The following is a 12172-nucleotide window of genomic DNA, read 5'->3' as shown; positions in this document are numbered from 1 at the left end:
GCCCGATTTTGATCGACAATTGCCGCAAAACAGGCGGTTCGTCGTCCGGAAGTTCGACGCCCGTCGAAAACAATTCCTCCTAAACGATAACCCTTTTTTGAGGTGACCCGAATTCTCCGACTATGTCCGACGAGCTGCAACGGGGTCTGGAGGGTGTTCTCGTCGCGGAGTCCGATCTGAGCTACATCGACGGCGAAGTCGGTGAGCTGCAGTATCGCGGCTACCCGATCGAAGACCTCGCTCGCAACGCGACGTTTGAGGAAGTGCTGTATCTCCTCTGGCACGGTGAGCTGCCGGACCGCGACGCGCTCGCGGCGTTCTCCGAGAGCCTCGCGGCGGAGCACGCCGTCGACGACGCCGTCATCGAGACGCTCGAGCGGCTCGTCGAGGCCGACGAGCGGCCGATGGCCGCACTGCGGACGGCCGTCTCGCAGCTCTCGGCGTCCGACCCCGAACCCGACGCCGACCCCGAGGACTTCGAGGCCTCGCTCCGGAAGGGTCGCCGCATCACGGCGAAGATCCCGACGATCCTCGCCGCCTTCGACCGTCTCCGGCAGGGCAAGGAGCCGCTCGAACCGCGCGAGGACCTCTCGTACGCCGGGAACTTCCTCTACATGCTCACCGGCGCGGAGCCGGACGACGTCTCCGAGGAGACGTTCGACATGGCGCTGACGCTCCACGCCGACCACGGCTTCAACGCCTCCACGTTCACCTCCATCGTCATCGGGTCGACGATGGCGGACCTCTACTCCAGCGTCACCGGCGGCATCGGCGCGCTCTCCGGCCCGCTGCACGGCGGCGCGAACCAGGACGTGATGGAGATGCTCTTCGAGATCGACGAGAGCGACAAGGATCCCGTCCAGTGGGCCAAGGACGCCCGCAACGACGGCGTGCGCATCCCCGGCTGGGGCCACCGCGTCTACAAGACGAAGGACCCGCGCGCGAAGATCCTGCAGGGCAAACTGGAGGACCTCGCGGCGGCCAGCGGCGGGTCGAAGTGGCTCGACTACACCACGGAGATCGAGGCGTACCTCACGGACGAGGGCCTCGTCGAGAAGGGGATCGCCCCGAACGTCGACTTCTACTCCGGCTCCGTCTACGACCACCTCGGCATCCCGATGGACCTGTACACCCCCATCTTCGCGATGTCCCGCGCGGGCGGCTGGATCGCGCACGTCGTCGAGTACCAGGAGGATAATCGCCTGATTCGCCCGCTGAGCCGGTACACGGGGCCGAGAGACCAGGAAGTCACCCCGATCGACGAACGGTAAATCGCTTCGTTCCTTTTTATTGGGTAGTTTCGACGAAAGACGCTGAGAGGTGTTGGTACACTTCGAGAGCCTCCGTTACTCGCTTTTCGAGAAGGTGGATAGGTGACACTAACTGTGGCTCGATATCACCGCGAACACTCGGAAGCCCTCGACGGCTCTTATTTATAAATCATATTTAAATAGACAGGCGGCTCTCCGCCCGACGACAACGAAAACATCTCCAAAGCCCTCATTCCAGTTTTATAAGCAGATTTGAACAGGTGAGACGGTCTTGCTCTCGACAGCACCGCAAACACCCAGAAAGCCCTCGGCCGCTCGCGGTCGCTCCGCGACATATCTGGGCCTCTCCGCACCGCCCGGCCCAGATAGGGGTCGCCGGAGCGACTCCCCTCCGGCGCGACCGGCCATCGCCCTTTCAGTCCGCCAGGACAGCGACCGCGACAGCACCGCGCAGCGACCGCAATCCCTCAGTCCTCCCCAGCCTCGGCCGGGGCGCGCCGGCCCCGCACAGCATCGGCGCGCCCAGGCCTCCCTCGCACGCGTTGCTCGCGCGCGCCGGCCGCCCCCGCACCGCACGCAGGACGACCAGCGTACGACATTAGCCAACCCACCGCCGATCGCGACGCCCGGCGACCACTCGGTGGGCGGGACTGAAAGGGGCAGCCGGTGAGCGGGACGCCCTGCGACGTAAGCACAGAGCCAGCGAACGAGCGAAGCGAGTGAGCCGGCGAGGCGCGCAGCGAGCAGCGCGACCGCTCACCGGCTGGGGCTTTCTGGGTATGCTGAGTGGTGTCGCAGGCATCAATAACGGACTTTACTTATAAGCGCGACCGGTCAGCAGTTGGAAATTTCTGGGTAAGCCAAGTGGTGTCGCTTGCGACAGTAGCCGGATTTGTTTATAAAGTGAACCCCTCAGGGGCCGGGGCTTTCTGGGCATGCCGAGTGGTGTCGCCAGCAACGACTACCGACTGAATTCACCAAACAAAACCGCTCGTTCAGATTCACAGTCCGAGTTTCGCGACGCCGGAGAGGAAGGCCCGGTAGTAGTACGGACTGACGAACCCCTCGACCAGCCCGGCCAGCACCAGCAACAGCCCCACACCGACCAGCACCCAGAAGGCCTCTTCGAGGGCGTCCGCGAGGGCCGAGGCCGACGACGCACCGCGCCAGGTCCGCCAGGTGACGACGCCGAGCCGGAGGCCGACCGCGCCGGCGACGAGGATCGCCGGGATCTCGACGACGCCGTGCGGGAGGACGAACGCGACGAGCTCCACGAGGTGCGCCTCGAGGCGAAAGTAGATCCCGAAGAAGAGCCCGTTGTACCAGAGCGCAGCGGCAGCCGGGACCCCCACAGCGGAGCCCGCGAGCGCCGTCCCGACGGCGACGGTCAGGTTGTTTGCCATGAACTCGACGGCGGCGACCGGCGGGATCGAGTCCGCCAACCGGGCCGTGATCGACGCCTGGATCTGCCCGACGAACGGGGAGGCGGCGACCCAGCCGGCGGCGAAGCCGACCACGAATAGCCCGGCGGCGGCGACGATGTACCCGGGGTTCTCGCGAGTAAACCGCCTGAGCACGCGCCAGCCGCGCCAGAGTCCCTTCCGGGCCTGGTCGCGGAGGCGCGCGTCCGGCGGGGCCGGCGGGGCCGTAACGCCGCGCCAGCCCCCGAAGAGCCGCACTTTGAGCAGGTCGAGGGCCGGGGCGACCGTCAGGAGCGTCACGAGGCCGACGACGCTTCCCGCGCCGACGGCGCCGAAGGCCGCCCCGAGGAACGTCGTGACGAGGCCGATCGCGACGACGAGAGCGAGATAGCCGAGCGCAGTCATCGGGTTCGTGTACAGATAGCCGATCCCGCCCTCGACCGCGTCGACGACCCCGGCCTCGTCGACGACGGCGGCCGCCGGCGCGAACGCGAAGACCACTCGCGTCGCGGCCAGGACGACGCTCCACGCGATGAACGCGAACAGCGTCACGAGCGCGGCCAGCACGGTGACCCCCGTCGCGACGGCGACGGCGACGACGATCGTCGCGAGCAGCGAGACCGCCAGCCAGATCCCGACCTCGAGCAGGTACAGCGCGAGGATGGTCGGCCAGTACTCGCGGACGCCGGCGACCCCCGCGGTGAGCCCGCGCTCCTCGCGCAGGCGAGCCAGGCAAGTCGCGTACTGGCCCGCGGAGACGCCGGCGTGAGTGACCAGCGCCACCAGCGCGGCCAGGAGCGCCGCCAGCAGGAGGGTGCCCGCGACGACCGGGTCGATCAGGGACTCGACGAGGGGACCCGCTCGCTCCGCCCACTGCGAGAAGGCGTCGGGCTTCGTGTTCGGGTTCGGCGGATTGCCGAGCCCCGCCGCCGCGTATCGGGCCTGAAACTCCGAGAGGGCACCGGTCACGGCGAGGTAGCCGTACGCGGCAGCGCCGCCGGCGAGGACCGGGACGCGAGCGACGACGGGCACGGCCGCACCGAGCAGGTAGAAGGGCAGGAGGTCCGCGGGACGCCGGCGGAACGTCGCCACCGCGTCGGTGATCGGGGTCGCTAGATCCATACCACCCGGTACACCGGAATCCGCCTTAAAAGTCGCCGGGAGTCAGCGTCGGCTGCGGGCGGATCAGTCGTCGACTGCGTCCGCCTGTTCGTCCGCTGCCGTCCCGCGCTCGGCCATCATCGACGCGGCCCGGTCGGCCCAGCCTGTCGCGCGGAAGCCGTAGACGACGGAGCCCGCCATCCAGGCGTACGCGAGGAAGACGCCGACGTAGGCACCGACGGGGCCGTAGCCCAGCGTCCGGCCGACGAGCCAGGAGAAGCCGAGGAAGAAGCCGAACATCCCGGTCACGCGGGCGACGAAGGGGATCCGCGTCTCGCTGGCCCCCTGCAGCGAGCCCGAGAGCGCCGAGAAGCAGACGAGGACGGCGCCCGCGAAGCCGTAGACCCGCGCGAAGGCGACGGCGTAACCGACGGTGGCCGGGTCGTCGGTGAACAGCGCGACGAGCGGCTCCGCGAAGACGACGAGGAGGAGGCCGATGGTGCCGACCGTCACGACGCCGAGCCCGGCGACCGCCCAGCCGTTGTACCGGGCCTCGCCGGGCGCGCCCTCGCCGAGCGACTGGCCGACGAGGACGGAGGCGGCGACGTTGTAGCCGCGGGAGAGCGGGCCCGTCACCTGCTGGTAGACGCGGCGCCCGATCTGGAAGCCGGCGTTGACGACCTCCCCGAAGCCGAGCAGCAGCGCGTTGAACGGGAACTCCGCGAGCTCGGAGGCGAATCCCTCGGCCATCCGCGGAGCCGACACCTGGAGGAGCTGCTTCACGAGCGTCCGGCTCCGCGGGCGCGTGAAGTTCGCGTCGGTCCAGGAGCCCCAGATGGCGACGACGAGCAGCGTGGCCGTGATAACGTTCGCCGTCGCCGTCGCGAGCCCGACGCCGACGATCTCCAGCCGCGGCGCGCCGAACAGCCCGAGGCCAAGGACCGCGGAGCCGGCGATGTTGACCGAGTTGGCGAAGACGTTGACGTACATCGGCGTCCGCGTATCGCCGGTCCCCTGAAGGGCGCGAGCACCCACGAGCGCGACGTGACGCGCGGGCGCGGTCGCGAAGACGATCCCCAGATACAGCGAGCCGAGGCGGACGACGTCCGCGGAGGCCCCGAAGACGGCGATCGCGTACTCGCCGAGGAACGCCCCGAACGCGATGAAGGGGATCCCGGCGAGGAAGCCGAGGAGAATCGCCTGCGTCACGGCCTCGTCGCGCGTCGCGACCGCGCCCGCGCCCGTGTCCTGCGAGGAGAGCGCGATGGCCCCGCCGCCGAGACCGAGCCCGATCCGGAGGGGAAACCGGGCGTACAGGTCCGCGAGGCCGATGGCGACGACCGCGGCCGGCGAGAACAGCGCGGTGATGACGATGTCCGTCGTCCGCATCGCCGTCCGGAACGTCTGCTCGGCCATGACGGGCCACGCGAGCGCGAACACTCGCGACCAGACGCCACGGAGCCGGGACCAGTCCATCTATCCGGTCGACGGCCCGACGGGGCTTCAGAATGTCGAACCCGGCGGTCGCCGCCGGTGCGGTCGGGTGCGCTCCGGCGGTGCGAGTGGCTACCGCCGGACGAAGCCACCGGACGAAGCCACCGGGCGAAGGTTCAAGCGCGAACGCGCCCCAGTTGTAGCCATGGACGTCTTCGTGTACGGCACCCTGACGGACCCGGAGCAGGTCGGGCAAGTGCTCGATTCGTTCGTCTTCGTCGGCCCCGCGACGCTCTCCGGGCTCCACGCCGTCGACGGCGCGTACCCGACGCTGGCGCCGGGCGGGCGGACCGCTGGGCGACTGCTTCGGACGGACGAGATCGAGGCACTGGACGCCTACGAGCGCGTCGACGACGGCCTGTACACGCGCGTCACGGTGCCACTCGACGGCGGCGAGGACCATCCCGACGAGGCCGCGGTGTACGTCGGCGACCCGGACCGGCTGGACGTCGACGGCGACGTCGACTGGGGCGAGGCCGTCGCCGACGTTGCTGACGGCGGGGTCGAGGCCACCAGCGCCGACGGAACCGACGGCGGTTTCGCGGACCGCGTCCGCGACTTCGTGGCCCGCGAGGACGTGTCGGTCGTCGTCGCGCGGGAGTCCTGAGCGAGTGAGTCGGGCCGAAATTCACCCGCGACTGACGACGGCGTGCCATCCGTCTGACGCGCGTTCTGTCGTACTCCCGTACTGCGGTTATACTTCCACCTCGGGGGGCGCACTTTTTTATATTCCCATCCCCAGATATGAGTTGCACGTCACACGCGTGCATTCCCCCTTCCACTTTCCGTACTCCACCGCCAAGCGGCAGCGTCGTTGTGGCGACCGAAACCCTTAGCTGGGTCCCGCGGGGAGTCCCGCACTATGCTCTCGCTCTCCGACCTCGAGGACGCTCGCGACCGGGTCGCGGACGTGGCCCGCCACACACCGATGGAGTACTCGCACACGTTCTCCGACCGAACTGGGGCCGAAGTCCACCTGAAGCTCGAGAACTTCCAGCGGACGGGCTCGTTCAAGATCCGCGGCGCGACGAACCGCATCGCCACGCTCTCCGAGGAGGAGAAAGAGGCCGGCGTCGTCACGGCCAGCGCCGGCAATCACGCCCAGGGCGTCGCCCTCGCGGCCACACGCGTCGGCGTCGACTCGACGATCGTGATGCCGAAGCACGCCCCCGTCTCGAAGGTGAAGGCGACCCGGAACTACGGCGGCAACGTCGTCCTCCACGGCGTCGACTACAACGAGGCGCAGGCCCACGCCCACGACATCGAGGAGCGCGAGAACCGGACCTACGTCCACGCCTTCGACGACGAGAAGGTGATGGCGGGCCAGGGGACGATCGGGCTGGAGATCGCGGACGACTGCCCGGACGTCGACACCGTCGTCGTCCCCATCGGCGGCGGCGGGCTCATCGCCGGAATCTCGACGGCGATGAAGGGCACGTTCGGCGACGACGTGCGCGTGGTCGGGGTCCAGGCCGAGGGCGCCTCCTCCGCCGCGGAGTCGCTGGAGAAGGGTGAGCGCCACGAGCGCGAGAGCGTCGACACGATCGCCGACGGGATCGCGACGCGGTCGATCGGCGAGCAAACGTTCGAGGTGATCCAGGAGCGCGTTGACGAGGTCGTCACCGTCTCCGACGAGGAGATCGCGCTCGCGCTCACGCTCCTGCTCGAACGCTCGAAGACGCTCGTCGAGGGCGCCGGCGCGGTGCCGATGGCGGCCGTCCTCACGGAGGCGTTCGACTACGACGACGGCGACGTGATCGTCCCCGCGCTCTGTGGCGGGAACATCGACCTGAACCGGATGACGACCATCGTCATGCGCGGGCTGGTCCAGATGGGGCGCTACCTGAAGATCAAGACCGTGCTGAAGGACCGACCGGGCGAGCTGGAGACGATCGCGACGATCGTCTCGAACCACGGCGCCAACGTCTACGCCGTCCATCACGACCGGACGGCCCGCGACGTCGCCGTCAACGCCGCCGAGCTGGAGGTGGAGATGGAGACGAACGACGAGGAGCACGCCGCCGAGATCGTCGCGACGCTCCGCGACCGCGGCTACGAGGTCGAGGTGCTGGTCTGATCACTCGATAAAGCCGAAGGCCTCCTGGTCGACCGCCGTCTCGACGTAGTCCCGCCCGTGCCCGGTGAGCACGTAGTACTCGCCGGTGGCGTCGAGGCGTCGTACGTGGCCCTCGTCCTCGAGTCCCTCGAGCGCCGCCCGGATCGTCTCTGGGGCCGGCGGCGAGTTCATCCGGACGTCGAGGTTCGCGACGATGCTGCCTGGCGAGACGCCGATGCCGGCCTGGTAGAGCAGGCGTAAGACCGGTTCCGTCGCCTCGTTTCGCCACTCGGGTGTCTCGGTCATATGCGATCCACCTCGGACAGCGTGAAAACGAGTACGGCCGTTCCTCACTCGGCCGTCGTCTGCTTCTCGGCCGCCGCCCGCTACTCGGCCGCCGCGCGCTCCATGCGATACTCGACGGTGAGGAATCGCAGGCCGAACACCGCCATCTCGTGGCGAGCGCGGAGGTCCGGCTCCGCGGCCGAGGACGAGTTCCACACGACGAACCGCTGGCTCATCGGGAGTCGGAAGGGGCCGAGCGGCGTCACGAGGTACAGTCCGGGGTCGCCGCCGCCCTCGGTCGTCCACTCGATGCCGTCGTCCACGTTGCGAGCGCGGAGCACCGTGGAGAGGTTGCCGCCGGGCAGCGGGACGGCGATGTTGACGAGGCGTTCCTCGTCGGCCTCGTAGGCGCCGTAGAGCGCGACGAAGACGGCCTCGCGGTCCGCGTCGTCGGGTCCGTCGCCGGCTCCGGCGGCGTCGCCTCGCTCGGTCGTCGTCCGGACCCAGCCGCGAACCTCCTTCCGGGGGTCACCCGGCACGTCGACGGCGACGAACCGGCTGTCGAGGGGGCGCCAGCCGCTCCCCCAGTTCGGCAGGTTGAGCTGCTCGATGCGGCTCGTGAACCGCCCGGCCAACGCCGCGCCGAACCGGAAGCCGAACGACCAGGTGACGCGGTAGTCCATCGCGTAGGCGGCCGTTTCCTCGTAGAAGCGGCGGACCGACGGCCGGACCGCCTCGGGGTCGAACGTGTCGGAGCCGAACTCGTCGAGGTCGTCGAGCTCGCCGTTCGGCGCCGGGGCCTCGCGGTCGACGAGCCCGCGTCGCCGAAGGAAGTCGGCGCCGACGTACCGTCCGGCGCGGACCGGGGAGAGCGGCACGTCCTTCGCGGCGGCGCGACTGCGACGGGCGAGTCCGGCCAGCCACGCGAGGGCGATCAACCCCAGGTTGCGTTTCCGGAGTCGGCTACCGGCCACTGCGCGAATCCACCCGCGGAGCCTGCCCATGTGGCAAACCGGGTCCGCACATACTTAAGTAATCCCGCAGGAAGAACCCGGATATGAAGGAAGTCATCGAGACGGACGACGCGGCCGCGGCGGTCGGGGCGTACAACCAGGCGACGACGAACGGCGAGCTCGTGTTCACGGCTGGCCAGATCCCGCTGACGCCGGACGGCGAGCTGCTCGCCGACGAGGACGTCGAGACGCAGACGGAAGCTGCGCTCGACAACCTCGTGGCCGTCCTCGACGAGGCCGGTGCCGGCCCGGAGGACGTCCTCAAGACGACGGTGTTTATGGCGGACATCGACGACTTCGACCGGATGAACGAGACGTACGCGAGCTACTTCGACGAGGAGCCGCCGGCCCGCTCGGCGGTGGAGGCCGGCGCGCTGCCGAAGGACGTCGCCGTCGAGATCGAGGCCGTCGCCACCATCGAGTAGCGCGCGCATGAGCGATACCGGCGCGTCGGACGACGACGGTAGCGACGCGAGATCGCCCGCCGAGACCGGGTTCTCCCGGCGCGCTCGGCTCCGCTCCGCAGCGCTCTGGGGGGCTGCCGCCGCCCTGACGTTCCTGGTACTCGCGCAGGGCTACCTGCTCGTCGGCGGCAGTCTGCCGATCCGGCTCACCGGGCTGTTCGGCCTGGGGCTGCTCGTCGGACTCCTCGCGGCCGGGGTGACGTACGCGACGGAGCATCGCCTGACGGCGAAAAGAAGGGTTTAACAGTTGCACCGGATTATCTTGGAGTGAGCCGGGATGGCCGAGTGGTAAGGCGCACGCCTGGAAAGCGTGTTCCTTCACGGGATCAGGGGTTCAAATCCCCTTCCCGGCGCTTCTTCACCGAACTCTTCTCGCGAGCGGTTGCTCTGCGTCCCTGGACGAACCCTCCGCGGCCGGGGACGAGCCGGCTTTGTCCTCGTCGACGACCGGGGCGGCGTCGCCGGAGCCCCGTCAGTGGCCACGGCTGACCGCCTGTTCGCCCGGGATGTCAGGGTTCGAAGGCAAACCCGCCCGCGATTTCGGTATTTTGCTGACGGATATCACCCGCTCGGAAAGATTCATAAGTATGTGGCTTGTTCACACAAGTGACGATGCCAGACACGAAATCGGGCCGTGAGGAAAACGGCAAAAACAAGCGGAGGCAACTCGACTACCGTCTCGCGAAACAGGAGCTGACGGCTCGCGACGAACCGCCGGAGCCCGACAACGTGGACGGAGAGTATCTCGCGGACCCGAGTGAACTCACATAGGGCACTTCCCTCCTCGTTTTTTCGCCGATCGTCCCACCCGTACACGAACCGACACGGAGCGACTGATCTAGCTCGGTAGTTTCGTCGATCAAGGTCCAGCCTGGTCGTCGCGAACGCCCAGCGACGGCGACGCCGACGCAAACAGCGACGGCGACGCCGACGGCGGCAGCGACGGTGACGGTGACGCCCCAGCCCGTCACACCGTTTACTTAAATGTCGGTTCGATCCGGAGTGGCCGCGCGGTAGGTCTCGTGGTAACGACCCACACAGTTTTGGTGATAACCCTCTGCTTTCCCCGGGTTTTCCGTTCGGCGACGGCCGAACTCGCGAGTCCGTCCGTCGACGAGCGACGAAGGGTTTTTATAGAATCACAAACAATCCCACGTTGTACTATGAGTCAGCGAATGCAGGGACAGCCGATGGTAATCATGGGCGAAGACTCCCAGCGCGTGAAGGACAAGGACGCGCAGGAGTTCAACATGTCGGCCGCGCGAGCGGTCTCGGACGCGGTGCGCTCGACGCTCGGCCCGAAGGGGATGGACAAGATGCTCGTCAACTCGATGGGCGACGTCACGATCACGAACGACGGCGTCACCATCCTCCAGGAGATGGACATCGACAACCCGACGGCCGAGATGATCATCGAGGTCGCCGAGACCCAGGAGGACGAGGTCGGCGACGGCACCACGACCGCCGTCTCGATCGCCGGCGAGCTCCTCGACAATGCCGAGGACCTCCTCGACCAGGACATCCACGCGACCGCGGTGATGAAGGGCTTCCAGCTCGCGAGCGAGTTCGCCCGCGACGAGATCGACGACGTCGCCGAGGAGATCGACCCCACCGACGCTGACCTCCTCCAGAACGTCGCCGAGACGTCCATGACGGGCAAGGGCGCCGAGCTCGAGAAGGAGGTCCTCGCTGACCTCGTCGTGCGCGCGATCCAGCAGGTCACCGTCGAGGCCAACGACGGCTCCCACGTCGTCGACCTGGCGAACCTGAACATCGAGACGCAGACGGGCCGCGCGGCCGCCGAGTCCGAGCTGCTCTCGGGCGCCGTCATCGACAAGGACCCGGTCCAGGACGAGATGCCGACGACGCTCGACGACGCCGACGTCCTCCTGCTCGACGAGCCGATCGAGGTCGAGGAGGCCGACGCCGACGCCTCCGTCTCGATCGACTCGCCGGACCAGCTCCAGAACTTCCTCGACCGCGAGGAGCAGGAGCTGCGCGAGAAGGTCGACCAGATCAAGGCGACCGGCGCGGACGCCGTCTTCTGCCAGAAGGGCATCGACGACCTCGCCCAGCACTACCTCGCGAAGGAGGGCATCCTCGCCGTCCGCCGCGTGAAGAAGTCCGACCTCCGCTTCCTGAAGAACGTCCTCGACACCACTATTGCGACGGACGTCGACGACCTCTCCGAAGCGGACACGGCGAAGGGCGACATCTCCCGCGACGAGGAGGACGAGCTGTTCTACGTCGAGGGCCCCGAGGCCCACGGCGCGACGATCCTCATCCGTGGCTCCACCGACCACGTCGTCGACGAGCTCGAGCGCGGCATCAACGACGCGCTCGACGTCGTCGCGACGACGGTGTCCGACGGCCGCGTCCTCGCCGGCGGCGGTGCCATCGAGGTCGAGCTCGCGAGCCGGCTCCGCAACTACGCGGACTCCGTCTCCGGCCGCGAGCAGCTCGCCGTCGAGGCGTACGCCGACGCCCTCGAGCTCGTCCCCCGCGTCCTCTCCGAGAACGCCGGGCTCGACGCCATCGACCTGCTCGTGGACCTGCGCTCGGCCCACGAAGCCGGCGACACGCGTGCCGGCCTGAACGTCTTCACGGGCGAGATCGAGGACACCTTCGAGCAGGGCGTCGTCGAGACGGCCCACGCGAAGGAGCAGGCGCTCGCCTCCGCCACCGAAGCCGCGAACCTCGTCCTGAAAATCGACGACATCATCTCCGCCGGCGACCTCTCGACCGAGGGCGAGGAGCCCGAGGGCGGCGCCGGCGGCGGTATGGGCGGCATGGGCGGTATGGGTGGCATGGGCGGCGCGATGTAAGCTCGGCCCGAAAGCCACATCACCGCCTCACCCGACGGCCCATCGCCAACCCACGCATCGTTCGCGAGGAGACCACGCGCTCCTGCTTCGAACTGACCTGTTATTTTTGACACTGACCCGGTAGCCGTCGCTGTCGACGTTGCCAACGTGGTCGCTATCGAGGAGCGGACGGCTCCGAATTTCCCGACCGCGCAGCTGCCAACCCAGGTAAAACCGAGTGGTAATGGGCGATGCTGGTTAGC

Annotated in this window: 11 protein-coding genes and 1 tRNA gene; 8 read left to right on the top strand and 4 right to left on the bottom strand. The window is 68.4% G+C overall.

Annotated elements, in window-relative coordinates; genetic code table 11:
* The first annotated feature begins 122 nt into the window (after positions 1–122).
* Complete coding sequence (gene citZ / locus ACQE3M_RS04825; RefSeq protein WP_430504334.1) at positions 123–1271, top strand: citrate synthase; 1149 nt, start codon at positions 123–125, stop codon at positions 1269–1271.
* Between the two features lie 1001 nt (positions 1272–2272).
* On the opposite strand, the gene ACQE3M_RS04820 is transcribed toward citZ, so the two are convergent.
* Together ACQE3M_RS04820 and ACQE3M_RS04815 are read right to left on the bottom strand one after the other, a co-directional pair.
* Positions 2273–3814, bottom strand: a complete 1542-nt coding sequence (locus tag ACQE3M_RS04820; RefSeq protein WP_430504333.1) for a stage II sporulation protein M — start codon at positions 3812–3814, stop codon at positions 2273–2275.
* Positions 3815–3877: 63 nt separating this feature from the next.
* On the bottom strand, positions 3878–5269 hold the full coding sequence (locus tag ACQE3M_RS04815) for an MATE family efflux transporter (RefSeq protein ID WP_430504332.1): 1392 nt from the start codon (positions 5267–5269) through the stop codon (positions 3878–3880).
* Between the two features lie 163 nt (positions 5270–5432).
* Between ACQE3M_RS04815 and ACQE3M_RS04810 the strand changes: the two genes are divergently transcribed.
* Together ACQE3M_RS04810 and ilvA are read left to right on the top strand one after the other, a co-directional pair.
* Entirely contained in the window at positions 5433–5894 is a 462-nt protein-coding gene (locus ACQE3M_RS04810; protein ID WP_430504331.1) for a gamma-glutamylcyclotransferase family protein, read from the top strand.
* Between the two features lie 255 nt (positions 5895–6149).
* A complete protein-coding gene (gene ilvA, locus ACQE3M_RS04805; RefSeq protein ID WP_430504330.1) occupies positions 6150–7364 on the top strand; it encodes a threonine ammonia-lyase in 1215 nt (404 codons plus the stop codon).
* Here ilvA and ACQE3M_RS04800 read toward each other — a convergent pair whose 3' ends face one another.
* Together ACQE3M_RS04800 and ACQE3M_RS04795 are read right to left on the bottom strand one after the other, a co-directional pair.
* Positions 7365–7649 (bottom strand): hypothetical protein, encoded by a 285-nt coding sequence (locus tag ACQE3M_RS04800; RefSeq protein ID WP_430504329.1) that lies wholly within the window; start codon positions 7647–7649, stop codon positions 7365–7367. It lies immediately after the preceding gene.
* An 80-nt stretch (positions 7650–7729) separates the two neighbouring features.
* On the bottom strand, positions 7730–8602 hold the full coding sequence (locus ACQE3M_RS04795) for a hypothetical protein (protein ID WP_430504328.1): 873 nt from the start codon (positions 8600–8602) through the stop codon (positions 7730–7732).
* An 83-nt stretch (positions 8603–8685) separates the two neighbouring features.
* Here ACQE3M_RS04795 and ACQE3M_RS04790 point away from each other — a divergent pair, with 83 nt between their 5' ends.
* The 5 genes from ACQE3M_RS04790 (at position 8686) to thsB (ending at position 11930) form a co-directional block, all read left to right on the top strand.
* Positions 8686–9066 (top strand): Rid family detoxifying hydrolase, encoded by a 381-nt coding sequence (locus tag ACQE3M_RS04790; RefSeq protein ID WP_430504327.1) that lies wholly within the window; start codon positions 8686–8688, stop codon positions 9064–9066.
* Positions 9067–9073: 7 nt separating this feature from the next.
* Positions 9074–9349, top strand: a complete 276-nt coding sequence (locus ACQE3M_RS04785) for a hypothetical protein (RefSeq protein ID WP_430504326.1) — start codon at positions 9074–9076, stop codon at positions 9347–9349.
* 27 nt (positions 9350–9376) lie between these two features.
* A tRNA-Ser gene (locus ACQE3M_RS04780) sits at positions 9377–9458 on the top strand.
* A gap of 259 nt (positions 9459–9717) precedes the next feature.
* On the top strand, positions 9718–9876 hold the full coding sequence (locus ACQE3M_RS04775) for a hypothetical protein (protein WP_430504325.1): 159 nt from the start codon (positions 9718–9720) through the stop codon (positions 9874–9876).
* A gap of 419 nt (positions 9877–10295) precedes the next feature.
* Positions 10296–11930, top strand: a complete 1635-nt coding sequence (gene thsB / locus ACQE3M_RS04770; RefSeq protein WP_430504701.1) for a thermosome subunit beta — start codon at positions 10296–10298, stop codon at positions 11928–11930.
* The last annotated feature ends 242 nt before the right edge of the window (positions 11931–12172 follow it).

Source organism: Halosubterraneus shenae (assembly GCF_050510935.1).
In the GTDB taxonomy this organism is placed as follows: domain Archaea; phylum Halobacteriota; class Halobacteria; order Halobacteriales; family Haloferacaceae; genus JBDGPU01.
This window is presented reverse-complemented; position numbering and strand designations above follow the sequence as displayed.

Excerpts from the sequence above, each read along its gene's own strand:
- citZ (WP_430504334.1), top strand. The coding sequence starts at position 123 with ATGTCCGACGAGCTGCAACGGGGTCTGGAGGGTGTTCTCGTCGCGGAG.
- ACQE3M_RS04820 (WP_430504333.1), bottom strand. The coding sequence starts at position 3,814 with ATGGATCTAGCGACCCCGATCACCGACGCGGTGGCGACGTTCCGCCGG.
- ACQE3M_RS04815 (WP_430504332.1), bottom strand. The coding sequence starts at position 5,269 with ATGGACTGGTCCCGGCTCCGTGGCGTCTGGTCGCGAGTGTTCGCGCTC.
- ACQE3M_RS04810 (WP_430504331.1), top strand. The coding sequence starts at position 5,433 with ATGGACGTCTTCGTGTACGGCACCCTGACGGACCCGGAGCAGGTCGGG.
- ilvA (WP_430504330.1), top strand. The coding sequence starts at position 6,150 with ATGCTCTCGCTCTCCGACCTCGAGGACGCTCGCGACCGGGTCGCGGAC.
- ACQE3M_RS04800 (WP_430504329.1), bottom strand. The coding sequence starts at position 7,649 with ATGACCGAGACACCCGAGTGGCGAAACGAGGCGACGGAACCGGTCTTA.
- ACQE3M_RS04790 (WP_430504327.1), top strand. The coding sequence starts at position 8,686 with ATGAAGGAAGTCATCGAGACGGACGACGCGGCCGCGGCGGTCGGGGCG.
- ACQE3M_RS04785 (WP_430504326.1), top strand. The coding sequence starts at position 9,074 with ATGAGCGATACCGGCGCGTCGGACGACGACGGTAGCGACGCGAGATCG.
- ACQE3M_RS04775 (WP_430504325.1), top strand. The coding sequence starts at position 9,718 with ATGCCAGACACGAAATCGGGCCGTGAGGAAAACGGCAAAAACAAGCGG.
- thsB (WP_430504701.1), top strand. The coding sequence starts at position 10,296 with ATGGTAATCATGGGCGAAGACTCCCAGCGCGTGAAGGACAAGGACGCG.